The 26,204-nt window shown below is 63.5% G+C and carries 27 protein-coding genes and 2 tRNA genes; 23 read left to right on the forward strand and 6 right to left on the reverse strand.

What is annotated here, in order from left to right:
* The first annotated feature begins 9 nt into the window (after nucleotides 1–9).
* Nucleotides 10–1,053, forward strand: coding sequence for a quinone-dependent dihydroorotate dehydrogenase (locus IC609_RS15115; protein WP_191820360.1), 1,044 nt, complete (start codon nucleotides 10–12; stop codon nucleotides 1,051–1,053).
* Between the two features lie 4 nt (nucleotides 1,054–1,057).
* Here the strand turns inward: IC609_RS15115 and IC609_RS15120 are convergent, their stop codons facing one another.
* Together IC609_RS15120 and IC609_RS15125 are read right to left on the reverse strand one after the other, a co-directional pair.
* The gene (locus IC609_RS15120) at nucleotides 1,058–1,876 is read right to left on the reverse strand and encodes an acyl-CoA thioesterase (protein WP_191820361.1); all 819 of its coding nucleotides are present in this window, start codon (nucleotides 1,874–1,876) and stop codon (nucleotides 1,058–1,060) included.
* 47 nt (nucleotides 1,877–1,923) lie between these two features.
* Complete coding sequence (locus tag IC609_RS15125; RefSeq protein ID WP_191820362.1) at nucleotides 1,924–3,033, reverse strand: NAD(P)/FAD-dependent oxidoreductase; 1,110 nt, start codon at nucleotides 3,031–3,033, stop codon at nucleotides 1,924–1,926.
* 110 nt (nucleotides 3,034–3,143) lie between these two features.
* Here IC609_RS15125 and IC609_RS15130 point away from each other — a divergent pair, with 110 nt between their 5' ends.
* Complete coding sequence (locus tag IC609_RS15130) at nucleotides 3,144–3,905, forward strand: SDR family NAD(P)-dependent oxidoreductase (RefSeq protein ID WP_191820363.1); 762 nt, start codon at nucleotides 3,144–3,146, stop codon at nucleotides 3,903–3,905.
* A gap of 172 nt (nucleotides 3,906–4,077) precedes the next feature.
* Here the strand turns inward: IC609_RS15130 and IC609_RS16150 are convergent, their stop codons facing one another.
* Both IC609_RS16150 and xseA read right to left on the reverse strand, forming a co-directional pair.
* Nucleotides 4,078–4,659: a superoxide dismutase gene (locus IC609_RS16150; protein WP_225224233.1), complete on the reverse strand. Its 582-nt coding sequence runs from the start codon at nucleotides 4,657–4,659 to the stop codon at nucleotides 4,078–4,080.
* Between the two features lie 183 nt (nucleotides 4,660–4,842).
* A complete protein-coding gene (gene xseA, locus IC609_RS16155; protein ID WP_225224234.1) occupies nucleotides 4,843–6,213 on the reverse strand; it encodes an exodeoxyribonuclease VII large subunit in 1,371 nt (456 codons plus the stop codon).
* A gap of 356 nt (nucleotides 6,214–6,569) precedes the next feature.
* Here xseA and lpxK point away from each other — a divergent pair, with 356 nt between their 5' ends.
* From lpxK to adk, 4 genes are all read left to right on the forward strand, one after another.
* Nucleotides 6,570–7,589, forward strand: coding sequence for a tetraacyldisaccharide 4'-kinase (gene lpxK, locus IC609_RS15140; RefSeq protein ID WP_191820364.1), 1,020 nt, complete (start codon nucleotides 6,570–6,572; stop codon nucleotides 7,587–7,589).
* Nucleotides 7,570–7,776, forward strand: a complete 207-nt coding sequence (locus IC609_RS15145) for a Trm112 family protein (protein WP_191820365.1) — start codon at nucleotides 7,570–7,572, stop codon at nucleotides 7,774–7,776. Before lpxK ends, IC609_RS15145 begins: the two co-directional genes overlap by 20 nt.
* Before the next feature lie 10 nt (nucleotides 7,777–7,786).
* Nucleotides 7,787–8,545, forward strand: a complete 759-nt coding sequence (gene kdsB, locus IC609_RS15150; protein ID WP_191820366.1) for a 3-deoxy-manno-octulosonate cytidylyltransferase — start codon at nucleotides 7,787–7,789, stop codon at nucleotides 8,543–8,545.
* A 96-nt stretch (nucleotides 8,546–8,641) separates the two neighbouring features.
* A complete protein-coding gene (adk, locus tag IC609_RS15155; RefSeq protein ID WP_191820367.1) occupies nucleotides 8,642–9,298 on the forward strand; it encodes an adenylate kinase in 657 nt (218 codons plus the stop codon).
* A 60-nt stretch (nucleotides 9,299–9,358) separates the two neighbouring features.
* On the opposite strand, the gene IC609_RS15160 is transcribed toward adk, so the two are convergent.
* Nucleotides 9,359–10,324 carry an asparaginase gene (locus IC609_RS15160; RefSeq protein WP_191820368.1) on the reverse strand — a complete coding sequence of 322 codons (966 nt, stop codon included), beginning with the start codon at nucleotides 10,322–10,324 and terminating at the stop codon, nucleotides 9,359–9,361.
* A 75-nt stretch (nucleotides 10,325–10,399) separates the two neighbouring features.
* On the opposite strand from IC609_RS15160, the gene lexA reads away from it, so the two are divergent.
* From lexA to IC609_RS15245, 17 genes are all read left to right on the forward strand, one after another.
* Nucleotides 10,400–11,071: a transcriptional repressor LexA gene (gene lexA, locus IC609_RS15165; RefSeq protein WP_191820369.1), complete on the forward strand. Its 672-nt coding sequence runs from the start codon at nucleotides 10,400–10,402 to the stop codon at nucleotides 11,069–11,071.
* Nucleotides 11,072–11,193: 122 nt separating this feature from the next.
* Nucleotides 11,194–11,541 carry a hypothetical protein gene (locus tag IC609_RS15170; protein WP_191820370.1) on the forward strand — a complete coding sequence of 116 codons (348 nt, stop codon included), beginning with the start codon at nucleotides 11,194–11,196 and terminating at the stop codon, nucleotides 11,539–11,541.
* A gap of 104 nt (nucleotides 11,542–11,645) precedes the next feature.
* The gene (locus IC609_RS15175; RefSeq protein WP_191820371.1) at nucleotides 11,646–12,653 is read left to right on the forward strand and encodes a D-2-hydroxyacid dehydrogenase family protein; all 1,008 of its coding nucleotides are present in this window, start codon (nucleotides 11,646–11,648) and stop codon (nucleotides 12,651–12,653) included.
* Nucleotides 12,653–13,846 carry an MFS transporter gene (locus tag IC609_RS15180; protein ID WP_191820372.1) on the forward strand — a complete coding sequence of 398 codons (1,194 nt, stop codon included), beginning with the start codon at nucleotides 12,653–12,655 and terminating at the stop codon, nucleotides 13,844–13,846. The genes IC609_RS15175 and IC609_RS15180 overlap by 1 nt, the downstream gene beginning before the upstream one ends.
* Nucleotides 13,847–13,934: 88 nt before the next feature.
* Nucleotides 13,935–15,455, forward strand: coding sequence for a 3-hydroxyacyl-CoA dehydrogenase (locus IC609_RS15185; protein ID WP_191820373.1), 1,521 nt, complete (start codon nucleotides 13,935–13,937; stop codon nucleotides 15,453–15,455).
* Nucleotides 15,456–15,460: 5 nt separating this feature from the next.
* A complete protein-coding gene (locus IC609_RS15190; RefSeq protein WP_191820374.1) occupies nucleotides 15,461–16,240 on the forward strand; it encodes an oxepin-CoA hydrolase, alternative type in 780 nt (259 codons plus the stop codon).
* 57 nt (nucleotides 16,241–16,297) lie between these two features.
* Complete coding sequence (locus IC609_RS15195; protein WP_191820375.1) at nucleotides 16,298–17,017, forward strand: Crp/Fnr family transcriptional regulator; 720 nt, start codon at nucleotides 16,298–16,300, stop codon at nucleotides 17,015–17,017.
* A gap of 51 nt (nucleotides 17,018–17,068) precedes the next feature.
* Nucleotides 17,069–18,154 (forward strand): phosphotransferase, encoded by a 1,086-nt coding sequence (locus tag IC609_RS15200; protein ID WP_191820376.1) that lies wholly within the window; start codon nucleotides 17,069–17,071, stop codon nucleotides 18,152–18,154.
* Nucleotides 18,155–18,185: 31 nt separating this feature from the next.
* Complete coding sequence (locus tag IC609_RS15205) at nucleotides 18,186–19,445, forward strand: acyl-CoA dehydrogenase family protein (protein ID WP_191820377.1); 1,260 nt, start codon at nucleotides 18,186–18,188, stop codon at nucleotides 19,443–19,445.
* Nucleotides 19,446–19,540: 95 nt separating this feature from the next.
* A complete protein-coding gene (locus IC609_RS15210; protein WP_191820378.1) occupies nucleotides 19,541–20,233 on the forward strand; it encodes a glutathione binding-like protein in 693 nt (230 codons plus the stop codon).
* Nucleotides 20,234–20,278: 45 nt separating this feature from the next.
* Nucleotides 20,279–20,355: transfer RNA gene (locus tag IC609_RS15215), tRNA-Pro, on the forward strand.
* 69 nt (nucleotides 20,356–20,424) lie between these two features.
* Nucleotides 20,425–20,501, forward strand: a tRNA-Arg gene (locus IC609_RS15220).
* Between the two features lie 209 nt (nucleotides 20,502–20,710).
* Entirely contained in the window at nucleotides 20,711–21,907 is a 1,197-nt protein-coding gene (locus IC609_RS15225; protein WP_191820379.1) for an ABC transporter substrate-binding protein, read from the forward strand.
* A gap of 126 nt (nucleotides 21,908–22,033) precedes the next feature.
* Nucleotides 22,034–22,897, forward strand: coding sequence for a branched-chain amino acid ABC transporter permease (locus tag IC609_RS15230; RefSeq protein WP_191820380.1), 864 nt, complete (start codon nucleotides 22,034–22,036; stop codon nucleotides 22,895–22,897).
* A 19-nt stretch (nucleotides 22,898–22,916) separates the two neighbouring features.
* Nucleotides 22,917–23,915, forward strand: a complete 999-nt coding sequence (locus IC609_RS15235; RefSeq protein ID WP_191820381.1) for a branched-chain amino acid ABC transporter permease — start codon at nucleotides 22,917–22,919, stop codon at nucleotides 23,913–23,915.
* Nucleotides 23,908–24,687, forward strand: coding sequence for an ABC transporter ATP-binding protein (locus IC609_RS15240; RefSeq protein WP_191820382.1), 780 nt, complete (start codon nucleotides 23,908–23,910; stop codon nucleotides 24,685–24,687). The genes IC609_RS15235 and IC609_RS15240 overlap by 8 nt, the downstream gene beginning before the upstream one ends.
* A 1-nt stretch (nucleotide 24,688) precedes the next feature.
* Entirely contained in the window at nucleotides 24,689–25,402 is a 714-nt protein-coding gene (locus IC609_RS15245; RefSeq protein WP_191820383.1) for an ABC transporter ATP-binding protein, read from the forward strand.
* Nucleotides 25,403–25,419: 17 nt separating this feature from the next.
* Here the strand turns inward: IC609_RS15245 and IC609_RS15250 are convergent, their stop codons facing one another.
* Entirely contained in the window at nucleotides 25,420–26,184 is a 765-nt protein-coding gene (locus IC609_RS15250; RefSeq protein WP_191820384.1) for a 2OG-Fe dioxygenase family protein, read from the reverse strand.
* Nucleotides 26,185–26,204 lie beyond the last annotated feature (20 nt).

Raw genomic sequence — 26,204 nt, forward strand, 5'->3', positions numbered from 1 at the left:
AATTATCCAATGTCCCTGATCCCTTACGCCCTGGCCCGCTCGTTTTTGTTCAAGATGGACCCCGAAGAGGCCCATGAATTGACCATCGAGGGCCTGGCCCGCACCCAAAATACGCCCCTGGACCGTGTCTACCGCCAGCCCTTTGTGGCCCAACCCATCACACTGGCGGGTTTGCAATTTCCGAACCGTGTCGGCCTGGCCGCAGGTCTCGACAAAAACGCCCGCTGCATCGACGGCCTGGGCGCCATGGGTTTCGGTTTTGTCGAAGTCGGCACTGTCACCCCCAAGGCGCAGCCCGGGAACCCCAAGCCCCGCATGTTCCGCCTGCCCGAGGCCAATGCACTCATCAACCGCCTGGGCTTCAACAACGACGGGCTGGACGCCTTCATCGCCAACGTCAAGCGCTCCAGGTTCCGCCAGCAAGGTCGCCTCTTGGGCCTGAACATCGGCAAAAACGCCGCCACCCCGATTGAAAACGCCACCGACGATTATTTGATCGCACTGGCAGGCGTGTACCCGCATGCCGACTACGTGACGGTGAACATCTCCAGCCCCAACACCAAGAACCTGCGCGCCCTGCAAAGCGACGAGGCGCTCGACGGCCTGCTGGGGGCCCTGGTGGCACGGCGCGAAGAACTGGCTGCCGAACACGGCCGCCGCGTGCCCATGTTCCTCAAAATCGCGCCCGATCTGGACGAAACCCAGGTGGGTGTGATCGCCGCCACGCTGCAAAAACATGGCATGGACGGCGTGATCGCCACCAACACCACGCTGGCGCGGGACGCGGTGAGCGGCCTGCCGCATGCCGAAGAAATGGGCGGCCTGTCCGGCTCCCCCGTGCTCGAAGGCAGCAACCGCGTGATCCGTTTGCTGCGTGCAGCACTGGGCAAAGACTTCCCCATCATCGGCGTGGGCGGCATCCTGAGCGGGCACGACGCGATCGCCAAGATCGAAGCCGGGGCCGATGTGGTGCAGATCTACACCGGACTGATCTACAAAGGCCCGGCACTGGTCACCGAGGTGGCGAGTGCGCTGCAGCAGATGAAGCGCTGAGCGTTCAGTCCTTGAAATACACCAGCTGGTGCGTGCTCGCGAGCAACTGACCTTCGGGGCTCCAGAGTTCGCCCGTCTGGTCAAAGTAGCCGTGGCGGTAGTTGAGCGCTTTGGCCACGCCCAGCACGTGGCGCTCGCCCACCTGCGCCAGCAAGGCGCTGTCGGCGTGGAAATAGGTCGTCAATGACACCGTGCCGATGAGTGCTCGGCGGCGACGGCGAACAAAAATGCGCGGGAAAAAACTGTCGCTCATGGCCGCCAGCGAGGCGAAGTCCATCGCCCGCGCAGGCTCGTCGCGCACCCACAGGGTGGAGCGCGAGTGGGTTTGTTCTTGTTCGTCAAAGGCCGTCGGGAAAGCTCCTTCGACAAAGCGCATGTCGTAGCGCTGCGGCCAGGCGGGCATGCCCTTGACAGGCATGCGGTGCAAGGCGTCAGGCGCGGGCACATGGGCGGGCATCACGGCCTCGACATCCGACCAGGTCTCGCGCCGCACGGCAAACACGGCGGTGGCGGTGGCCACCACGCCTTCTGTCTGGTGGGCTTCGATGATCCAGTGCTGAGTGGAGCGGTTGGTGCGCATGGGCCGGGCTACAAACCGGATGTCGCCATCGGCCACCGGGGCCGCAAAATTGACCGTGAGCGCCACCGGCTCACCCAGGCGCTCGGGGTGCAGCATGGCCGCCTGCAACAACTGCGCTGAGGTGGTGCCGCCAAAGGGCCCGACCATGTTGGCGTAGGCCGGGTGGGTCTGGCCTGTGAATTCGTGGGGCGCGTCCTGCAGTGCAGAGGCACGCAAATCAATGGCTTCGTCAAACGGATGCATGACGACATGATCGCGCAGCTGCACATGCCGCGCTGTCCCGCAAGCGATCAGTTCAAACGTGCGCAAACCTCGGCCGCGATGGCCAGTGAACTGGTCAGCCCCGGGGACTCGATGCCCAGCAGGTTCACCAGACCGGGCACCCCGTGCTCGGCAGGCCCCTGGATCATGAAGTCAGCCGCGGCTTCGTGCGGGGCACTGATCTTGGGGCGCATGCCCGCATAGCCTGGCTGCAAGGCACCGTCTGCCAATGCAGGCCAGTACTTGCGGACTTCGGCATAAAACGCATCCCCCCGGCGCGGGTCCACCTGCAGGTCGGTGGGGTCATCCACCCACTGCACGTCAGGCCCGAACTTGGCCTGCCCCCCCAGGTCCAGCGTGAGGTGCACGCCCAGCCCGGCCGCTTCGGGCACGGGGTAAATCAAGCGCGAAAACGGGGCCTTGCCCGCCAGCGTGAAGTAGTTGCCTTTGGCGCAATAAGCTTGAGGCAACAGGCTGTGGTCCAGCCCATCCATGCCCCGCGCCAATGCCACGGCGTTCAGCCCTGCGGCATTGACCAGCACGCGGCAAGCCAGCTCGGTACCGTCTTGCGTGGTCACGCGGATCGGGTGGCTGGCAGTTCCTTGACGCACGCCGATGTGCTGCACGGGCGAAACCAGCGCCAGCAGGCCGCCCGCGTTTTCCATGTCGCCTTGCAGAGCGAGCATGAGGCCATGGCTGTCCACCACGCCTGTGCTGGGCGAGAGCAGCGCCGCTTCGCAGGCCAGTGCGGGCTCCAACGCCCGGGCCTCGGCGGCGCTGAGTTTTTGCAGGTCATGCACACCGTTGGCTGCGGCCTTGGCGACAATGCCGTCCAATGCCAGCACTTGCTCGGGGCTCGTCGCTACGATCAGCTTGCCCAAACGCTGGTGCGCCACGCCACGCTCGGCGCAATAGGCGTAGAGCATTTGCTTGCCCTGCACGCACAGCCGCGCCTTGAGCGAACCCGCCGGGTAATAAATGCCCGCGTGGATGACCTCGCTGTTGCGCGAGCTGGTGCCCGTGCCGATGGCATTTTCCGATTCCAGCACCATCACCTCGCGGCCCGACAGCGCCAGCGCACGCCCCACAGCCAGACCCACCACCCCAGCCCCGATCACCACTGCGTCAATGTGTTCCATGCCCCGCATTGTGGCGCAGCCGTGCCCCAGCCAATCGGGTGACACACGCAGGACAGACAGCGGCACCAGGCGCAGGCAGACTGCCAGTCATTCAACCAGGAGACCGTTTCATGTCGCTGTTCAACCTCAAGGGCAAAGTCGCCATCGTCACCGGATCGAGCCGGGGCATTGGCCGATCCATCGCGCACCAGCTGGCCAAGCAAGGTGCAAAAGTTGTCGTGTCCAGCCGCAAGCTGGACGCTTGCGAGGTGGTGGTCAAGGAAATCCAGGCCGCAGGCGGCGAAGCGATGGCGATTGCCGCCAGCATTTCGAACAAGGAGCAGCTGCAAAACCTGGTCGAACAGACGCGCACAAGCTGGGGCCCCATCGACATCCTGGTGTGCAACGCAGCCACCAACCCTTATTACGGCCCGACCACAGGGATGAGCGACGAGGTGTTCGACAAGGTCATGCGCAACAACGTGCTGTCCAACACCTGGCTGTGCACCATGGTCTACCCCGACATGAAGGCCAAGCAGGACGGCGCCATCGTGATCGTGTCGTCGATCGGCGGGCTGCACGGCTCGGCCATCATCGGGGCGTACAACATTTCCAAGGCGGCCGACATGCAGCTGGCGCGCAACCTGGCGGTGGAATGGGGACCGGACAACATCCGCGTGAACTGCATCGCGCCGGGCCTGATCAAGACCGACTTTGCCAAGGCCCTGCACGAGGACCCGGTGCTGAGTGCCAAGTACAACAACGAGACGCCTTTGCGCCGCATGGGCGAGCCCGATGACATTGGCGGTGTGGCGGTGTTCCTCGCCAGCCCAGCTGGTCGGTATGTGACGGGGCAGACCATCGTGGCGGATGGCGGGATGATGATTCGCTGAGCGTTTGCGTGCTCCGCTGAGCACGGGGTGGGGCCGGGCGCCTCATACTGGGGTACCAGAAATCGGCGCCCGGCCCCACCCCGTACTCAGCTCGGTGGTTTGACCAAAAGCGAATCTTCCAAAAAGCAAAAAGCCCGCATCAGCGGGCTTTTTGGCTGGAAGGCTGCTTCGATCAGGCGAAGTTGGCTTCGGCAAACGACCAGTTCACCAGTTTGTCGAGGAAGGTTTCCACGAACTTGGGACGCAGGTTACGGTAGTCGATGTAGTAAGCGTGTTCCCACACGTCGACCGTGAGCAATGCTTTGTCGGCGGTGGTCAGGGGGGTGCCTGCAGCACCGGTGTTGACGATGTCGACCGAGCCGTCGGCTTTCTTGACCAGCCAGGTCCAGCCGGAACCGAAGTTGCCCACGGCGCTCTTGACGAAGGCTTCCTTGAACGCAGCGTAGCTGCCCCACTTGGCGTTGATGGCTGCGGCCAGTGCCCCTGTGGGCTCACCACCGCCTTGGGGCTTCATGCAGTTCCAGAAGAAGGTGTGGTTCCAGATCTGGGCGGCGTTGTTGTAGATGCCGCCGCTGGACTTCTTGATGATCTCTTCGAGGCTCATGCTCTCGAATTCGGTGCCTTTTTGCAGGTTGTTCAGGTTCACGACGTAAGCGTTGTGGTGCTTGCCGTGGTGGAACTCCAGGGTTTCCTGGCTGTAGTGAGGGGCCAAAGCGTCGATCGCGTAAGGCAGTGCGGGCAAGGTGTGTTCCATGGTGTCCTCTTGTGGGTAACTGGGTTTGAGATGACGCATTTTAGGGGAGCGCAATGCCCCTTGCGGTTTGCGGGGTCACTGAGGCTGTATCGGGGCATTCGGTCAGGGCGGGGCCGGGGCTCCTCATACTGGGGTACCAGAAATCGTCGCCCCGTCCCTGCCCTGACCGAACGCTGTGGTAACTCAGTCTTTGACCACCAACGGCACCACGCCGTCCGACAGGGTCGCCTGAACGCTTTGCCCGGGCTGAAACTGCGCCGCCTGGGTCAAGGCCTGACCTTGGTCGTCGCTCAGCCAGGCGTAGCCACGATCCAGCACGCGGTGCGGGTCTACCGACGACAGGCGCAGCGCCAAGCGCTCCAGCCGTTCGCTGCGCTGGCGGATTTGCTGTTCGCGACTGAAGTCCAGACGGTCTTGCTGGCGCTCGAGCCGATGGCGGCTGCCCGTCAACTGGTTGTGGGCACCCGCCTGCAGACGGTGTGCCAGCCGATCCAGCCACTGCTGGTGCTGCCCCAACAAAGCCTGCGGACGGCTCAGGCGGGTGGCCACGGCGTTCAAGCGCTGGGTCCGACGCTCTTGCTGGCGGGCCAAACCCACACTTAAACGCGAGGCCAGGCTGTCCAACTGCTGGGCTTGGCGGTCTTGTTGGCGCAGCAGGCCACGGGTCAGGCGGTGTTCCAGCACCGTCAAGGCCTGCAGACCCACACCCCGCTCGGTGGCGGCCATTTCAGCAGCGGCGGTGGGGGTCGGGGCACGCACATCGGCCACAAAGTCGGCGATGGTGAAATCGGTCTCGTGCCCCACGCCGCTGACGACGGGCACCGGGCTGGATGCGATCACGCGGGCCAGTTGCTCGTCGTTGAAGGCCCAGAGGTCTTCCATCGAGCCGCCGCCGCGCACCAGCAAGATCACGTCCACCGGGGGGCTGAGCGGGTTGTCTTCGGCTGTGAGGGCGTACATCTGCTGCAGGGCTTGCACCAGCGTGGGTGCGGCGCCCACGCCTTGCACCAGCGCGGGGGCCATCAGCACCGGGATGTGCGGCACGCGCCGCTGCAAGGCCGTCACCACATCGTGCCAAGCAGCTGCGCCGAGCGAGGTGACCACGCCAATGGCGCGCGGCTGGCTGGACAGCTCCCGTTTGTGGGCAGGGTCGAACAGACCCTCGCCTTCGAGCTTGGCCTTGAGGCGCAGGAACTGCTCGAACAAGGCGCCTTGCCCGGCCCGCTCCATCGACTCGACGACCAGTTGCAGGTCACCCCGGGCTTCGTACACGCCCAGGCGGCCACGGACCTCGACCAGCTCGCCATCACGCGGCGAGAAGTCCATCAGGCTGGCGGCGCGGCGGAACATGGCGCAGCGGATCTGGCCCGACTCGTCCTTGAGCGAAAAATAACAATGCCCGCTGGCGGCGCGTGAAAAGCCCGAAACCTCGCCCCGCACCGTGACCGGATTGAAACGGGCGTCCAGCGTGTCAGCCACGGCGCGGCACAGCGCCGAGACCGTCCAGGCGCGTGGCGTCAAATCGGGACCGGAGGCCATCAAGCGTGATTCCATGGGTGTTTCACGGCCATTTGGCTCGCCAGAGCGCATGTTCTCATTCCAAGTACTCCACAGAAGTTCCCCACCGGTTTGCATGTTTCCCAAAGCCAGAACGGGCTTGCGGGAAAACTTGTAAGCCATTGATTTCAAATAAGTTTTTCACGATCAAAACCAAGATTTAAGATCAATTTTGAAAACCAAGGCATTGAAAAAATCAAAAAAATCAAAGTTCTTCACAAAGTTATCCACACCTTGACAGGCCCCAAACAACGCCCGTGCGCCGCGCGGGCCGTGGGGGATAATTCCACCCTGTCTGATGTGCACTGGGCATCATACCCAGCACCCGCTCCATCCCACCACACACACTGCCCATGCCCCGACCCGTTCACCAATGGCTGCCCGAGCAATGGCTGGGCCGTGGGCTGGCTGTGCAGTGCCTGCGACCGGTGTCCTGGATCTACGGCGCCCTGGCTTGGGCCAGACGGCTGGCTTACCGCCAAGGCTGGCTGGCCTCTCAGCGGGTCGAGGCCACCGTGATCGTGGTCGGCAATGTGGTGGCGGGCGGTGCGGGCAAAACGCCCACCACCATCGTTCTGGTGCAACACCTCTTGCAACGCGGCTGGACCGTGGGCGTGGTCTCTCGCGGCCACGGCCGCCAAACCACCGACACCCGACCCGTGCTGGCACACAGCACACCAACCCTGGTGGGCGATGAACCCCTGCTGATCGCTCAGGCCACGGGCGTGCCCGTCTGGGTGGGGGCGTCGCGCGCCGAAGCGGCCCGCCAGCTGCTGCAGGCCCACCCAGGCACGCAGATCGTTGTTTGCGACGACGGCCTGCAGCACCTGGCGCTGGCACGTGACATCGAGATCTGCGTCATGGACGAACGCGGCGTGGGCAACGGCTGCCTGCTGCCTGCCGGCCCCTTGCGCGAGCCCTGGCCACGCCAAGTGGATTTGCTGCTGCACACGGGTCCGTCGGCCATGGCTGACGGCTTTCATGCGCAACGCCAACTGGCCGACTGGGCCGTGCGCGCCAATGGCGATCGGGTGGCCCTGGCCAGTCTTCAAGGCCACGCGGTGGACGCCGTGGCTGGGCTGGCCCGGCCTGAAGCCTTTTTTGGCATGCTGCGCGCCACGGGCCTGCAACTGGCCCAAACCCATGCCCTGCCCGACCACGCCAACTTTGCCGATTGGCCTACCGCTGCTTTGCAGCGCCCCCTGCTGTGCACCGAAAAGGACGCGGCCAAGCTCTGGCTGCGCCAGCCTGAGGCCCTGGCTGTGCCGCTGCAACTGGACATCGAGCCGGGCTTTTGGACAGCGCTCGACGCCTTGCTGGCCGAGCGCGCAGGCAGCCCGGTATCATCGACCCATGGACAACAAACTGCTTGAATTGCTGGTCTGCCCGGTCACCAAAGGGCCGCTGGACTTTGACCGCGAACGCCAGGAGCTGCTCTCGCGCAGCGCCCGTCTGGCCTACCCCGTGCGCAATGGCATCCCGATCCTGCTGGAAAACGAAGCCCGCACCCTGAGCGACGAAGAAATCGAAAAGCTCGCGGCCCTGCGACCCGCCATCTGAAGGGGCAGCCGTGGACTTCACCGTCATCATCCCGGCGCGCATGGCGTCGAGCCGCCTGCCTGACAAACCGCTGGCCGACATCGCCGGTCTGCCCATGGTGGTGCGCGTGGCGCAGCGCGCGGCGCAGTCCCAGGCCCGCCAAGTGGTGGTGGCCGCAGACGATGACCGCATCGTGACGGCCTGCGAGGCCCACGGCGTGCAAGCCATCCTCACGCGGCAGGACCATGTGAGCGGCAGCGACCGCCTGGCCGAAGCTTGCCAGCTGCTGAACCTGAACGGCGACGCGCTGGTGGTCAACGTGCAAGGCGACGAGCCGCTGATCCCGCCCGAATTGATCAACGACGTGGCCCGCGTGCTGGCCGAGCGCCCCGGAGCCAGCATGGGCACCGCAGCGCACGCCATCCACGAATTGAGCGAATTCAACAACCCCAATGTGGTCAAGGTGGTGATGGACGCGCGCCAGATGGCGCTGTACTTCAGCCGCGCCCCGATCCCGTGGTGGCGCGACGGCCAGGCGGCTGAAGGCTTCAAGGCCCTGCCTTCGCCTGCGCCACTGCGCCACATCGGCATCTACAGCTACCGCGCGAGCTTTTTGCAGCAGTTCCCGCTGCTACCACCTGCGCCCATCGAGACACTCGAATCGCTGGAGCAGCTGCGCGCCCTGTGGCACGGCCACCGCATTGCGGTGCATGTGAGCGATGCAGCCCCCGGCCCGGGGGTGGACACCCCTGAAGACCTGGCCCGCGTGCGCCGCCTGTTGTCCGCGTGACGGGCCGTAAGCCAGTTTAGGGACTCGCGTGATATTCTCGAATCCATCTGTCGGGCTCGCCTGACGCAATAATCCAAAAGCTATCAGGAAAAAACCATGAGACTCATTCTGTTGGGCGCACCGGGCGCTGGCAAAGGCACCCAGGCCACCTTCATCTGCCAAAAGTACGGCATCCCCCAGATTTCGACCGGCGACATGCTGCGCGCCGCCGTCAAGGCCGGCACCCCCCTGGGTCTGCAAGCCAAGGCCGTGATGGAATCGGGCGGCCTGGTCAGTGACGACCTGATCATCAACCTGGTCAAGGAGCGCATTGCCCAGCCCGACTGTGCCAAAGGCTTCCTCTTTGATGGCTTCCCCCGCACCATCCCCCAGGCCGATGCCATGAAGGCCGCAGGCGTCAAGCTCGACTACGTGCTTGAAATCGATGTGCCTTTTGACGCCATCATCGAACGCATGAGCGGCCGTCGCTCGCACCCCGCGTCAGGCCGCACCTACCACGTCAAATTCAACCCACCCAAAGTCGAAGGCGTGGACGACGTGACCGGCGAGCCGCTGGTGCAACGCGCCGACGACCAGGAAGAGACCGTCAAAAAGCGCCTGCAGGTCTACAGCGACCAGACCCGTCCTCTGGTGGACTACTACTCCGGCTGGGCCAAGGCCGATGCCGCCGCCGCCCCCAAGTACCGTGCGATTCAAGGCACCGGCAGCGTGGAAGACATCACTGCACGTGCCTTCGAGGCGCTGGCCAGCTGATCTTTTTCAGCGCACGCCAAAGACAAAGCCCCGCTGTGCGGGGCTTTGTTGTTTCTGGCCTCACGCCATCAGATCCAACAACAAGCTCACCCCGGCCTTGTACGCATTGAGCCCCAACGGGGTCAAAGCCAGAGCTGCAGGCTGCCCAACGATCTGACCTTCGGCGCAGCGGGTGGTCAGGCGCACGGCCACACCCTGCGCTTGGGCCTCAGCCAGTGCGTTCAGCAGGCTTTGGTGAACGGTGCCGTTGCCCGTGCCTGCCACCACCAGACCCTTCACACCCGCAGCCACCAAGGCGCGCACCTGCCGCGCATCGGCCCCTGCGTGGCTGTGCAGCACCTCGACCCAAGGCCAGTCGGCGGCAGGCCGTGCCAGGACCTTGCTGGCATGGGCGTGCGGCTCGGGCGCATGGCACGGGCCTGACCAGCGCACCTGCCCTTGCTCCACCCAACCCAGTGGGCCTGCCTCGCCTGAGCTGAAGGCGTCAAGCCGATAGGGGTGGACTTTTTGCACTTCTCGGGCGCTGTGGATGCGACCGGCGCACACGGCCAGTACGCCTTGTGCCTGGGGGTGGTGCGCGACGGTCAGCGCGTCCAGCAGGTTTTGCGGGCCGTCGGGCGCCAGAGCCGTGGCCGGGCGCATGGCGCAGGTCAGCACCACCGGCTTGGCAGCGTGCAGCACCTGTTGCAAGAACCACGCCGTTTCTTCGAGCGTGTCGGTCCCGTGGGTGATGACGATGCCGCCCACCTCAGGCTGCGCCAGCCAGTGCTGGCAACGCAGCGCCAGCCGCTGCCAAGTGGCGTGGTCCATGTCCTTGCTGTCGAGTTGGGCGACTTGTTCTACCTGCAGCGTGTCACCGCCCAGTACCTGATCAACGCCCGGCAAGGCCGACATGAGCTGCGCCACGCCCAGCTGGGCGGCGGTGTAAGCCGTGTGGTCAGACACGCTGGCTGCCGTGCCCGCGATGGTGCCGCCTGTGCCCAAAACGACCCATTGTTTGATTTTTTTTGACTGAACCACTTGCACAATCCCAAAAGCTGGTTAAAAATACAGTTACTGGATAAAAAAACATGTTTATCCAGTCCCCGAGAGGAACCCACCATGTCCGACAGCCCCAAACTGACACCTCGCCAGCAAGAGATCCTGGAACTGATCCAGAACACCATTGCCACCACCGGTGCCCCCCCCACGCGTGCAGAAATCTCCAACACGCTGGGCTTCAAGTCGGCCAACGCCGCTGAAGAGCACCTCAAGGCACTGGCCCGCAAAGGCGTGATCGAACTGGTCAGCGGCACCTCTCGCGGCATCCGCCTCAAGGGCAGCTCGCGCAGCACGCTGCGCAACTCGTCCGACCTGTTCAGCCTGGCCTTGCCAGGGCTGGCCCAGTTGAGCTTGCCCCTGGTCGGCCGCGTGGCTGCCGGTTCGCCCATTCTCGCCCAGGAACACGTGGACCGGACCTACCACGTCGAAAGCAGTCTGTTCAGCGAACAGCCCGATTATTTGCTGCGCGTGCGGGGCATGTCGATGCGCGACGCCGGCATCATGGACGGCGACCTGCTGGCCGTCAAAGCCACCAAGGAAGTTCGCAACGGTCAGATCGTGGTGGCCCGTCTGGGTGAAGAAGTCACCGTCAAGCGCCTGCGCAAGACGGCCAACCTGATCGAGCTGCTGCCCGAGAACCCCGATTACCAAACCATTGTGGTCAACCCCGAAGAGCCTTTCGACATCGAAGGTCTGGCCGTGGGCCTGATCCGCAACACGCTCTTGATGTAAAAACCCTGCCGCTGGCATCAGGTGGCGGGCGCTGCTCCTCCTCTGGGTCAGCCCTGATGCCAAGCGGCTTTTTCTGTCAATCCTGCCTGTGTCCAACCTCATGATTTTCTGAAAGGTTTCACATGGGAATCGCTCTGCTCACCTTCTCCACCCTGTTCCAGGGTCTGTCGTCTTTGCAACGCGCTGCGGCTCCGGCCCCTGCGGCGCGCCAGACCAATCGCGCCAGCGTTTTCAGCAGCGGTCGCCCAGCCCGCGCCAGCAGCCCCTTCCACCGCGCCGCCAGCGCATCGGCTCTGGCAGCCCGGCCAACACGCCCAGCGGCCAGCACACCTTTGCGCGTGGTCCGCTTGTCCGAAGGCGGCGAACGCCCAAATTCGGCCGGGCGCATGGTGATCTCTGGCCGCATGGCGGACGTCTGCGCCGAGCTGGACCGACTGGCGGCCCGCGAAGCGGCTGCACTCGGCCACTGACCTGCCGATCCGGGCGACGGCCTGAAGCCGGGCCCCAAGCCGCCCAATTCAAAAACACGCAGCCGCACGGCTGTGCAGGGTCTGCGTCAAGGCACAATGGAGGGATGAACATTGTGATCCTTGACGATTATCAGGATGTGGTTCGCAAACTCGACTGCGCAGCCAAGCTCGAAGCCTTTCCCGCCAAGGTGTACACCAACACGATCAAGGGCCTGGGCCAACTGTCTGTACGGCTCAAGGACGCTGACATCATCGTGCTGATCCGCGAGCGCACCGCACTGAACCGCGCACTGCTCGAAAAACTGCCACGCCTCAAACTGATCGCCCAAACGGGCCGTGCTGGCAGCCACATTGACCTGGCCGCTTGCACCGAACGCGGCATCGCAGTGGCCGAAGGGGTGGGCTCGCCCATTGCCCCGGCCGAACTGACCTGGGCCCTGATCATGGCCGCAGCCCGTCGCCTGCCCCAGTACATCGGCAACCTCAAGCACGGTGCCTGGCAGCAGTCGGGACTCAAGGCCGCCTCCATGCCCGCCAACTTTGGCCTGGGCGTGGTGCTGCGTGGCAAAACGCTGGGCATTTGGGGCTACGGCAAGATCGGTCAGCTGGTGGCCGGTTACGGCAAGGCCTTTGGCATGCAGGTGGTGGTCTGGGGCAGCGACGAGTCGCGTGTGCGCGCTGCACGCGATGGCTATGAGGCCGCCACCAGCCGCGAAGCGTTTTTTGAGCAATGCGATGTGCTGTCGGTGCACCTGCGCCTGAACGATGCCACGCAAGGGATCGTCACCGCCGACGACCTGGGCCGCATGAAGCCCACGGCACTCTTCGTGAACACTTCACGTGCCGAACTGGTCGAGCCCAACGCCCTGATTGGTGCGCTCAACCGCGGACGCCCCGGCCTAGCCGCCATCGACGTTTACGAGTCCGAACCGATCTTGCAAGGCTCGGCCTTGCTCAGGCTGGAAAACTGCATCTGCACACCGCACATCGGCTATGTTGAAAAAGACAGCTACGAGCTGTACTTTGGTGCGGCATTTGACAACGTGGTGAACTTCATCAAGGGCACGCCCACCAACATCGTCAACCCCGGCGCACTGCAGGTTCGCCGCTGATGCAGCCCGCGCAGGCGTCCGATCCGCAACGCCTGCCCCGCGTGTTGTGGCCGATGATGTTCGGCAACGTGGTGATCGGCATGGGCGTGATGGTGGTGGCCGGCTTGCTCAACGACATCCACACCTCACTCGACGTATCGATCACCACCACTGGGCAACTGATTTCGGTGTCTGCATTCGTGGTGTGCCTCGGTGCTCCGCTGATTGCAGCCTCCGTGGGGCGCTGGGACCGTCGCCAATTGCTGGTCGGCAGCATGGTCTGGTACGCCGTCTTTCATGCGCTGGCGGCGCTGGCACCGGGTTTTTACAGCTTGCTGGGCTGGCGTGTGCTGGCCATGATGGCCGCTGCCGCCTACACCCCTCAGGCCGCCGCCTGCATCGGCATGCTGGTCCCTCCGGCACAAAGAGGTCGGGCCATCACCTTCGTTTTTCTGGGCTGGTCGGTGGCTTCGGTGCTGGGTTCGCCGCTGGGAGCCTGGATCGGTGGCACCTTTGGCTGGCGGTGGTCCATGGCACTGCTGGCGGTGCTGTCGGCGGTCTCGGCCCTGTGGCTGGCCGCGCGTTTACCGCGTGGCCTGACCCCTCCGGCCTTGTCGGCGGCCGCCTGGTGGCAGACCTTGTCTTCACCTGCGCTGATGCTGACACTCAGCATCACGGTCATGTCGGCGGCCGGGCAGTTTGTGCTGTTCAGCTACATGGCACCCTATGTCTTTCAACGCTTTCACACCACCCCCACCGAGTTCAGCCTGATGCTGCTGGCGTATGGGGGCTGTGGCTTTGTGGGCAACGCCTTGCTGTCACGGCGCATCGATCTGATTGGCGCCGAGCGCGCCATGGCCATGGCCCTGAGCTCGATCGCCATCGGCATGGTCTTGGTCAGCCAGACGCAGTCCTTTGGCTGGATGGTGGCGGCCATCTTGCCCTGGGGCTTGGGGGTGTTTGCCTCCAACTCGGCACAGCAGGCCCGGCTGGTGGGCATTGCGCCTGCGCTGGCGTCCGCTTCGGTCGCCCTCAACACCTCGGCCATGTACCTGGGCCAGGCTTTGGGTGCCACCTTGGGCGGATGGTTGATCCTGCACCAGGGTTTGTCGGTTTTGCCGGGCGTGGGCAGTTTGGGCTTGGTGATGGCGCTGGCGATGAGCCTGTGGGCTTCACGCATGGCGCGTAAACACCCGGTCAAAACGCTGCACTGAGGCGACCTCAAGTGGGGCCATAATTGTCAGGTTACTGACAAGTTACATTTGATCTTTCTCTGTTTACGATTTTCGTTTCCTCTTGAACATGACGCTTGCATTCAACAAAGTCGCCGTGATCGGCGCCGGGGCCATGGGCCGTGGCATTGCCCAGATCGCCACCCAGGCGGGCAGCCAGGTCTGGCTCTACGACGCCCAGCCCGAAGCCACCCGCAAAGCCCGCGAGGCTGTTTGCCAGCAATGGGACAAGCTGCTGGAAAAAGGCCGCCTCACCGCCGAAGCTGTGGCCGGACACAAAGCCCGCCTGCTCGAAGCCACCAGCCTGCAAGACCTGGCCGGGTGTGAGCTCGTGGTCGAGGCCATTGTTGAAAAAATCGAGGTCAAGAAAGCCGTTTTCACCGACCTGGAAAAAGTCCTGGCCCCCAGCGCGGTGCTGGTGACCAACACCTCCTCGCTGTCGGTCACCGCCATTGCCGCCGCCCTGCAGCGTCCGGCCAATTTTGCGGGCTACCACTTCTTCAACCCCGTGCCGCTCATGAAGGTGGTCGAGGTCATTGCGGGTCTCAAGACCGACCCGGCCGTGTGCCAGCGCCTGACCGACTACGCCCGCCAGATGGGCCTCACGCCCGTCAACGCACAAGACACGCCCGGCTTCATCGTCAACCATGCAGGCCGGGGTTACGGCACGGAAGCGCTGCGCATCGTGAGCGAGGGCATTGCCGATTTCGCCACCATCGACCGCATCCTGCGCGACCAGATGGGCTTCAAGCTCGGCCCCTTCGAGTTGTTTGACCTGACGGCACTGGACGTCTCGCACCATGTGATCGAGTCGATCTACCACCAGTACTACGAAGAGCCCCGCTACCGCCCCAACGTGATCACGGCGCAGCGCCTGGCTGCGGGCGTGGTGGGCAAGAAGGTGGGCGACGGCTTTTACAAATACGAAGGCGGCGTGGCCCAGGTGCCCGCCGAACCTGCCGTGCCTGTGGTGGACAACATGCCGCCGGTGTGGGTGTCGACCCGCGCCGCGCGCCGCTCCGAATTGCTGCAGTTGCTCAAGGACCTGGGCGCCAAGATCGAGACCGGTCAATCGCCCTCACCGGAGGCACTGACCATCGTCGCGCCTCTGGGCTTTGACGTGACCACCGTGGCGGTGGTCGAGCGGCTGGACCCGGCCCGCACCGTGGGCATCGACATGCTGATCGATGACGGTGCCACCAAGCGCCGCGTGCTGGCCACCAACCCGGCCACCCGCAAGGACATGCGCGATGCCGCACACGCCCTGTTCGCCCGCGACGGCAAGGCCGTGTCGGTGATCAAGGACAGCGGCGGCTTCGTCACCCAGCGCGTGGTGGCCACCATCGTGAACATCGCCTCCGACATCTGCCAGCAGCGCATCTGTACCCCCGAAGACCTGGAAACCGCTGTGACTCTGGGCCTGGCCTACCCCATGGGCCCACTGGCCATGGGCAACCGTTTTGGCCCAGACAGCATCCTCGAGGTGCTGTTCAACATGCAGACCGTCTACGGTGACCCCCGCTATCGCCCCAGCCCCTGGCTGCGCCGCCGTGGGGCCATTGGCCTGTCCTTGCTGCACACCGAAGACTGAAAGCCATGACCGCTCAACTGCTCAGCACCAGCGAGGGTCAAACCCTGATCCTGACCCTCAGCAACCCCGAGTTCCGCAACGCGCTGGGGCCGGAGATGTACGCCGCGGGCGTCGAAGCCCTGAGCGTGGCCGAGAACAACCGCGAAGTGCGCAGCGTCATCATCACCGGTGACAACGGCCTCTTCAGTGCCGGGGGCAACCTGCAGCGTCTGCAAAACAACCGCCAGCTGCCGCCCGAGCACCAAGCGCAAAGCATCGAAGGCCTGCACAGCTGGATCGAGGCGATCCGCACCTTTCCCAAGCCCGTGATCGCGGCCGTCGAAGGCCCGGCCGCAGGCGCAGGCTTTTCGCTGGCCCTGGCCTGCGACCTGATCGTGGCGGCCCGCAACAGCGTGTTTGTGATGGCCTACAGCAGCATTGCCCTGTCGCCCGACGGTGGTGGCAGCTGGAGCCTGTCGCGCGTGATGCCGCGCCAACTGGCCACCGAGCTGCTCATGGGCGGCGAGCGCATCGGCGCCGAACGGCTGCACGCTCTGGGCGTGGTCAACCGCCTGACCGAACCGGGCCAGGCGCTCGGCGCAGCGGTGGCCTGGGCCGAACAACTCAACGCCCGCGCACCCAACGCGCTGGCCAGCGTCAAGGAATTGTTGTCGGAAGCCGACGGCAGCAGTCTCAACGCACAATTGGCCCGCGAGCGCGACCATTTTGTGAAAAACCTCCACCACGCCAATGCCGGCATCGGCATCGGCGCCTTCCTGAACAAGCAAACCCCGCGGTACGAATAAGCCGCCTGGTCCCCCAGGCGACAAAAATCGGATCACCAGTCACTCAAAAGACAGACCATGGACGAACCCATTCTGACAATGGAAGAAAGAGAAGCGATCAACAACGGTCGCTGGTTTTCAACCCTTTCACCATCGCTTCGGCACGACATTCTTCGATGCGCTTACGTCAAACGCTACAAAGACGGCGACATGCTTGCTGCACGGGGCGATCCACCCGAGCAGTGGATCGCCTGTGCCAAGGGCGCGGTGAGGGTCAGCTCGACCTCGGTGTCGGGCAAGCAGATCACGCTGACCTATGTGGAGCCGGGCATCTGGTTTGGCGACGTGTCGATCTTCGACGGGGACCGGCGCACGCACGACTGCTATGCGCACGGCGACACCACCACGCTGAACGTGGCCAAGGCCGACTTCAAGAAGATCCTGTCGCAGCACGTCGAATTTTCCGAAGCCATGCTGCGGCTGCATGCACGACGCATTCGTCAACTCTACGGTCTGGTGGAAGACCTCAACACCCTGCCATTGCGTTCGCGCCTGGCCAAACAGCTCAACCACTTGCTGCGCAGCTATGGCACGCCCAGCCTGTCGGACGCCAAAGCCATCCGCATCAGCTTGCAGCTGGCGCAGGAAGAATTGGCCCAACTTCTGGGGGCATCACGTCAGCGCGTGAACCAGGAGCTCAAGCAAATGGAGCGCGAGCTGATCATCCGCATCGAACCGGGTGGTCTGGTCGTGCTCGATCGCGAGGGTTTGCTGAGCATCGTCAACGCGGACCACTGACGGCCCGGATTTCCCATCATTTCAGCGCGCCCGCCGCGCCACAGGTGCCCCATGAGTGCTTTTGATCATTTCGTGGGGACCCGCCCCGTCTCGGGCGCCCACGCGTTCGATGTCCCCGCCTTGGAGGCCTGGCTGAGCACGCGCTTGCCAGGCTTTGCAGGCCCTTTGAGCGTCGAGATGTTCAAGGGTGGCCAGTCCAATCCCACCTACAAACTCATCACACCCACACGCCAATACGTGATGCGCGCCAAGCCCGGCCCAGTGGCCAAGCTGCTGCCCTCGGCGCACGCCATCGAGCGCGAATTCGCGGTCATGAAGGGGCTGCACGGCACCGGCGTGCCTGTGGCCGAAATGCATGTGCTGTGCGACGATGAATCGGTCATTGGCCGCGCCTTCTACGTCATGGAGTTCGTGCAAGGCCGTGTGCTCTGGGACCAGTCCCTGCCGGGCATGACCCCTGCCGAGCGCGGCGCGATCTACGACGAGATGAACCGTGTGATGGCTGCGCTGCACAAAGTTGATTTTGCCAAGCAAGGCCTGGCCAATTACGGCAAACCGGGCAACTACATCGAGCGCCAAATTGGCCGCTGGAGCAAGCAGTACGTGGCCTCCATCACCCAACCCATCCCCGAGATGGACAAGCTGATGGCATGGCTGCCCCAAAACATCCCCGACAGCGCGAAAAGCGAAAGCCTGGTCAGCATCGTGCACGGTGACTACCGCCTGGACAACCTGATGTTTCACCCCACCGAGCCGCGTGTGCTGGCGGTGCTGGACTGGGAGCTGTCCACGCTGGGTCACCCGCTGGCCGACTTCAGCTACCACTGCATGGCCTGGCACATCACCCCGGGCACATTCCGTGGCATTGGCGGCCTGGACTTCGCCGCCTTGGGCATCCCGTCCGAGGCCGAGTACATCCGCCGCTATTGCGAGCGCACCGGGTTCACCACCCCCGAAGCGCTGGCCAAGGACTGGAACTTCTACCTGGCCTACAACATGTTCCGCATCGCCGCGATCTTGCAAGGCATTGCCAAGCGCGTGGAGGACGGCACCGCATCGAGCGACCAAGCCAAAGCTTCCGGCGCAGGCGCGCGCCCCATGGCCGAGCTGGCCTGGCAATTTGCTTGCAAATTCTGATTTTTCACCCCTGACCCACAAGGAGACCCCCATGGATTTTGAATACACCCCCAAGGTCAAGGAGATGCAAGCGCGCTTGCTGGCCTTCATGGACGAGCACATCTACCCGAACGAGCAGCGCTTTTTCGATGAAATTGCCGAAAACCGCGCCAAAGGCAACGCCTGGGTGCCCACCAAGATCGTCGAGGAACTCAAGCCTCTGGCCCGCAAAGCAGGCCTGTGGAATTTGTTTTTGCCCAAGTCGCCACGCGCGCCCCAAGGCCTGTCGAACCTCGAATACGCTCCCCTGTGCGAGATCATGGGCCGCGTGCCTTTTGCAGCCGAAATCTTCAACTGCTCGGCCCCCGACACCGGCAACATGGAAACGCTGGAGCGCTATGCCAGCGAAGCCATCAAGGACCAGTGGATGGAGCCTCTGCTCAAGGGAGAGATCCGTTCAGCTTTCCTGATGACCGAGCCCGATGTGGCCTCGTCAGATGCCACCAACATCGAATGCGAGATCCGCCGCGACGGCGACGAGTACGTGATCAACGGCCGCAAATGGTGGTCATCCGGCGCGGGCGACCCACGCTGCGCGGTCTACATCGTGATGGGGAAAACCAACCCCGATGCACCGCGCCATTCACAGCAATCCATGATCGTCGTGCCCGCCAACACCCCCGGCATCACTGTGGTGCGTGCCCTGTCGGTGTTCGGCTACGACGACGCCCCACACGGCCACATGGAAGTGGTGCTCAAAAACGTGCGTGTACCCGCCAGCAACCTGCTGCTGGGCGAGGGCCGTGGTTTCGAAATCGCCCAAGGCCGCTTGGGCCCTGGCCGCATCCACCACTGCATGCGCACCATTGGTTGCGCCGAGCGTGCGCTCGAACTCATGTGCAAGCGCCTCAACAGCCGCGTGGCCTTTGGCCGTGAAGTAGCGCGTCAGACTGTGTGGCAGGAGCGCATCGCCGAGTCGCGCTGCATGATCGAGCAGGCTCGACTGTTGACGCTCAAAGCCGCGCACATGATGGACACCGTGGGCAACAAGGTCGCTAAGGCCGAAATCGCCATGATCAAGATCGTGGCCCCACAGATGGCCTGCCAGATCATCGACTGGGCGATCCAGGCCCACGGCGGTGGCGGCGTGTCGCAAGACTTCCCGCTGGCCTATGCCTACGCCCACCAGCGCACACTGCGCCTGGCCGATGGCCCAGACGAAGTGCACCGCAACTCGTTGGCCAAGCTGGAGCTGGCCAAACACCTGGCCATGCCCGGTGAAGTAGACATGCCCATCACCCGCGGCAGCTGATCACACCTGCCCCCTGCAAAACGGCCTGCTCCACCCCGGTGTGGCAGGCCGTTTTTTTGCGATGATGCGAAGCTCTTTTCTTGAAGGATTAGCCAATGATCGATCTCTACACTTGGCCCACGCCCAACGGCCACAAAATCCACATCATGCTGGAAGAGTGCAAGCTGCCCTACCGGGTGCATGCCGTCAACATCGGCACGGGCGACCAGTTCCAGCCGGAGTTCCTCCAAATCAGCCCCAACAACAAGATCCCGGCCCTGGTGGATTCGGACGGCCCAGATGGCAAACCGATTTCGATTTTCGAGTCGGGTGCGATGCTGATTTACCTAGCGGCCAAGACCGGCAAGTTCATGCCCAAAAGCGACCGCGCCAAGTATGAGGTGCTGCAATGGCTGATGTTCCAGATGGGCGGCGTGGGCCCGATGCTTGGCCAGGCGCACCACTTTCGCATCTATGCGCCCGAAAAAATCGAATACGGCATCAACCGTTACACCAACGAGGCCAAGCGCCTGTATGGCGTGATGGACAAGCAGCTGCAAAGCCATCCCTGGATCGCGGGCAAGAGCTACTCCATTGCCGACATGGCCATCTTTCCCTGGCTGCGCAGCTGGCAAAACCAGGGCATTGACTGGGCCGATTACCCGCACCTCAAGGCCTGGTTTGACCGCATCAGCGAGCGCAAAGCGGTGCAAAAAGCCGTGCAAGTGCTGGCCGGTGCGCGCAAGCCACTGCTCGACGACCAGGCCAAACAAACCCTGTTTGGTGCCACACAATACGAAAAACGTTAAGCCTGCGCCGGAAAACCCCGATTACGCGGTTAGAATACGTGCAGTCGGAGCGTAGCGCAGCCTGGTAGCGCATCTGCTTTGGGAGCAGAGGGTCGCGAGTTCGAATCCCGCCGCTCCGACCATTCTTCAAGACCCGCGAGGGCACTCAGCATCAAAGGCCCGTCTGGGCCTTTTTTGTTTTTGCATCTCATCTGCCCGTAGCTCAGTTGGATAGAGCAACAGCCTTCTAAGCTGTGGGTCACAGGTTCGATTCCTGTCGGGCAGGCCACCCCCTCCACCATGCATCGCCATCGCTGCAACATGCTCTTTTTTGCATGAGGCTCGCCAATGCTCGGGTATGTCCTGAGTTTTCATGGCGCCATTCATGCAACATAATGCATCAAAGACTTGGCAATGTCCGCTATGCTCCCATCAGAGCAACCGCTTGTTTGCATGGCGGTGTTCAACGTCTGAATGCATTCTCAGGAGACAAACCACATGACCGATTCCACAACATCCCGCCGCCAGATGCTGGCCCAGGGCGCTGCCCTGTTGGGCGCCACTTCCACCGGTTTGCTGCTGCCCCAGCACGTGCTGGCGCAAAGCGGCAAGATCCGCGTGGGCTTCATGCTGCCCTACACCGGCACCTTCGCCCAGTTGGGCGTGGCGATTGAAAACGGTGTGCGCATGGCCATCAACGAGCAAGGCGGCAAGCTTGGCGGTCGCGAGATCGAGTGGTTCAAGGTCGACGACGAATCGGAACCCTCCAAAGCCATCGAGAACGCCAACAAACTGGTGCAGCGCGACAAGGTCGACGTCATCATCGGCACCGTGCACTCGGGCGTGCAAATGGGCATCCACAAAGTGGCCCGCGACAGCGGCGTGATCAGTCTGATCCCCAACGCGGGCGTGCACATCGCCACCCGCGCCCAGTGCGCGCCCAACGTCTTCCGCACCAGCTTCTCCAACAGCCAGCCCACCATGGCGCTGGGCGAAGCCATGGTCAAGCGTGGCCACAAGAAAGCCGTCTGGATCACCTGGAAATACGCCGCGGGCGACGAAGCCTACGAAGGCTTCAAGGAGAGCTACACCAAGGCCGGTGGCACCATCATCAAGGAACTGGGCCTGCCCTTCCCCAACGTCGAGTTCCAGGCCCTGCTGACCGAAATCGCTGCACTCAAGCCCGACGCTGTGGCCTGCTTCTTTGCGGGTGGTGGTGCAGCCAAATTCCTCAAAGACTACGCGGCAGCGGGCCTCAAGGGCAAGATCCCCTTGTACGGCTCGGGCTTCCTGACCGAAGGCGTGCTCGACGCTGCGGGTCCTGCAGCCGATGGCGTGCTCACCACCCTGCACTACGGTGACGGCATCGAGACCAAACGCAACAATGAGTTCCGCCTGAACTACGCCAAGACCTTCAAGATGCAGCCCGATGTGTACGCTGTGCAAGGGTATGACACCGGTTTGCTGCTGGTGCAAGGTGCCAACGCCGTCAAAGGCGATGTGGGCCAAAAGGCCGCCATGATCAAGGCCATGGAAACAGCCGTGATCGACAGCCCGCGCGGCAAGTGGACCATGAGCAAGGCCCACAACCCGGTGCAGGACATCTATCTGCGCGAAGTGTCCAACAAGGAAAACAAGGTGATTGGTGTGGCCGCCAAGGCCCTGGCCGACTCGGGCGCTGGCTGCCGCATGTGAACCCGGCGGGCCACCCGCCGCGAGGCGGTGGCCCATGCGCCCCATGAACGGCGGACTTGGTTCCGCCGTTTTCACACCTGCCGCACAGGCCTTTTCTGTTTTGAACCCACTGCAAAGCCAACACCGATGGACTTCGTGAATTTTCTGATCCAGCTGCTCAACAGCGTGCAGTACGGGCTGCTGCTGTTCATGCTGGCGGCTGGCCTGACGCTGATCTTCGGCATCATGGGCGTGGTCAACCTGGCCCACGGCAGTTTCTACATGCTGGGGGCCTACTTGGCCTGGTCGCTGGCCGGGCAGCTGGGCAGCTTCACGCTGGCCATTGTGGTGGGCACGGCCTTGTCGGTGGCGTTCGGACTGGCACTGGAGAAACTGCTGTTTCGCCATTTCTACCACCGCGACCACCTCGACCAGGTGCTGCTGACATTCGGTCTGATTTATGTCTTTGAAGAGCTGCGCTCCATGCTCTGGGGCGACGATGTGCACGGCGTGCAGATCCCCGAAGCCCTGTCGGCGTCCATCGCATTGACCGACACGCTGTCTTACCCGGTCTACCGCCTGTTCATGTCGGGCGTGTGCCTGGTGCTGGCCCTGGGCTTGTACCTCTTGATTTCCAAAACCCGTCTGGGCATGAAGATCCGCGCAGGGGCCTTCAACCACGAGATGACCGAAGCCCTGGGGGTGAACATCAGCCTGATCCATGCCGTGGTGTTCGCGCTGGGTGTGGGGCTGGCGTCCATTGCCGGCATGATCGCGGCGCCCATTTCCAGCGTCTACCCCAACATGGGCTCGCAGGTGCTGATCATGTGCTTTGTGGTCGTGGTCATTGGCGGCATCGGCTCGGTGCGCGGCGCTTTGATCGCGGCGCTGCTGGTGGGCCTGGTGGACACTTTTGGCAAGGTCCTGTTGCCCCAGGTGGCAGGCATGCTGGTTTACGTGCTCATGGCGGCCGTGCTTTTGTACAAGCCCGAAGGCCTTTTCAAACAGTGAGCATCCGGGCAAACACACCATGAGCACACCGCAAACACACATCGAAAAGCTGCCTCGCAGCATCCAGCTGGTGCTGGTGCTGGGCTTGGCGGCACTGCTGGCCTTCCCCTTCGTGGGCAGCAACTTCTACATCGACATGGTCAACCGCATGATGATCCTGGCCATCTTCGCGATGAGCCTCGATCTGCTGCAAGGCGTGACCGGCCTGGTCTCGCTGGGCCATGCGGCCTACTTCGGCATTGCCGGGTACGCGCTGGCCTTCCTCACGCCGCAGGGTGAGCCCGTCAGCCTGTACAGCAGCTTGCCCATCGCCGTGGGGGCCTCGGCCCTGGCGGCGCTGGTGATCGGCTTTTTGGTGGTGCGCACGCACGGCATCTACTTCATCATGGTGACGATGGCGTTTGCCCAGATGGTCTTCTTCCTGTTCTTTGACAACAAGGCGCTGGGCGGCTCGGACGGCATCTTCTTGAACTTCAAGCCCGATGCGGTGCTGATCGATCTGGAAAACAAGCAGGTCTTCTACTTCTTCACCCTCGCTTGCCTGGTGGGTGTGTACGCCTTCTTGCGCCGCCTGCTGTGGAGCCCCTTCGGGCGTGCGCTGTCGGGCATCCGCGTCAACGAGCACCGCATGCGCGCCTTGGGCTTTGGCACTTTCAGCCACAAGCTGGCCGCCTTCACGCTGGCCGGGGCGCTGGCTGGGCTGGCCGGCTACCTGTGGGCTGCGCAAAGCGGCTTTGTGAACCCCGAACTGATGGGCTTTCACATGAGCGCCCACGCCATCATGATGGTCATCTTGGGCGGTATGGGCAACTTTGCAGGCGCCATCGTGGGTGCATTCACCTTCGAGGTCTTGCTGCACGTCTTCAAGGACTTGCCCACCGTGGGCGAGTTCAACCTGGGCAAGCACTGGCAAATGTGGATGGGCCTGTTCATCGTGGCCCTGATCGTGTTTGCGCCCAAAGGCATTCTGGGTCTCATCAACAGGGCCTTTGCAGGCAAGGAGTCGGGCCATGAGTGAACGCCAAGCCCTGCTGTCGGCACGCCAACTGACCAAACGCTTTGGTGGCTTGGCGGCGGTGCATGAAGTGAACGTCGATTTGTGGCCAGGATGTATCCATGCCGTGATCGGGCCCAACGGCGCAGGCAAGTCCACGCTGACCAACCTGCTCTCGGGCGACTTGCCACCGACCAGCGGCACCATCACGCTGAACGGCCAAGACATCGCCGGCTGGACGCCCGAGAAGATCTCGCGCCACCGCCTGGGCCGCAGCTACCAGAAGACCAACATCTTCCGCACCTTCACCGTGTGGGACAACGTGCGCCTGGCCGCGCAGTCGCGTGTGCAGCCCTCACCCTTCAACCCCTTGGGCTGGCTGAGCCAAGCCGCCCGCATGCAGGTGGTGAACGAGCGCGCAGAGCGCGCCATCGAACTGGCGGGCCTGCAAAACCGCCGCCACACCATCGCGGGCGCAGCCAGCCACGGCGAGCAGCGCCAGCTCGAAATCGCGATGACGCTGGCCACCGAGCCCGTCGTGCTGCTGCTGGACGAGCCGCTGGCCGGCATGGGCGTGATGGAGGCCGAAAGCATGGTGCAGCTCTTGCTGCGCCTGAAAAAAGACCACGCCATGATGCTGGTCGAGCACGACATCGACGCCATCTTCACCCTGGCCGACCACCTCACGGTGATGGTCAACGGCCAGGTGATCGCCAGCGACAAGCCCGAGGTGGTGCGTGCCGACCGGGGCGTACAAGCCGCCTACCTGGGTGAAGATGTGGGCGAGGAACACTGACATGAGCGAACTGTTGATCCAGGCCCAAGGCATCCAGACCTATTACGGTGCGAGCCACATCCTGCGCGGCATCGACTTCCAGGTGGCACGGGGGGAAACCATTGGCCTCATGGGCCGCAACGGCATGGGCAAAAGCACGCTGCTCAAGTCCATCATGGGCATCGTGCCGCCGCAAAGCGGCACCGTGCAAATCAAAAGCCAGACCATGAATGGCCGCCCCACCTACGAAGTGGCGCAACTGGGCATCGCCTATGTGCCCGAAGGGCGCGGGATCTTTGGCAACCTGAGCGTGGTCGAGAACCTGGAGATGGCGGCCCGCCCGGGTACCCGTGGCCAGCGCGACTGGACTTATGAGCGCGTGTTGGAGACCTTTCCGCGCCTGCAAGAGCGGCTGAACCACGGCGGCCAGCAGCTCTCAGGCGGTGAGCAGCAAATGCTGACCATTGGCCGTGCGCTCATGACGAACCCCGATGTGCTGATCCTTGACGAAGCGACCGAAGGCCTGGCTCCGCTGATCGCCCGCGAGATCTGGCGCATCTGCAGCGTCATCAAGCAAAGCGGCATCAGCGCCATCATCGTCGACAAGAACTGGAAGCACGTCACCCAGATCACCGACCGCAACGTCATCCTGGTCAAGGGCGAGGTGGTGTTTGAAGGCTCCTCACAGGCCCTGCACGACGACCCCAGCGTGCTGGAGCAGCACCTGGGGGTCTGAAGCGCCTGGTGTGGCGCTCAGAGCGCCAATGTCTGCAACTGCGGGTCGTCCAGAAAGCCGTCGGCCCGCAAGGTGATCACCAGCGTATCACGCCAAGCGGCTGCATCAGACAGCGGCTGGATGGGTGTGGTCTCGTGGATCACCCGGTGGTCGTTGAGCAATAGCAAAGACCAAGGCTCGCTCAAAGTGAAGCGTTGGCCGCGTGGGCTGTCGATGTCGAACACCCGCGTCTCGCCACCCTTGATCCCGTGGCGGCCAATCAGGAACACCGCCACCCAATCCACACCATCGCGGTGCGCACCTTCGGGCGTGGGGCGGCCAATGCCGTCGGTGGTGTCGATGCGGAACTGGTGCGCTTCGGTGAACCAGGTCGCGCCGCCCTGCGCCTGGCTGGCCACCGACCCCAACCATTGCAGCAAAGCCTGCCAGGCGGGCTGCGCCAGCACCTCGGCCTGCATGGGGTCGAACCAGCGCTGCATGCCGCCATGCAGGGCGTTGTACGACACAGGCTGCCAATGCGCCCGGTGCGGCATGGTCTCCACCCCGTCTGCACGCACCTTGAGGCTGGCATGGCGGCGGCGACGGTAACGGCCACCGTCTTTCAAGTACTGGTCAGGGGGCAAACCGTTCCAGCTGGGCTCCAGTGCCTGCAAGGCGTGCAGAGACACCCCAGCCAGAGCGCAGACGCTGCTGGCGTCCAGCACCGCAAACCCTTGCCGCTGCAGGTCAGCCAGCAAGTGGTCGGAAGAGGTCAAAGGAGGCAACAGGTCTTGCTGGGGCATGGAGCAGCTCTTGAAACAGG

Origin of the sequence: Limnohabitans radicicola, assembly GCF_014837235.1 — a bacterium.
Classification (GTDB): Bacteria; Pseudomonadota; Gammaproteobacteria; order Burkholderiales; family Burkholderiaceae_C; genus Limnohabitans_A; species Limnohabitans_A radicicola.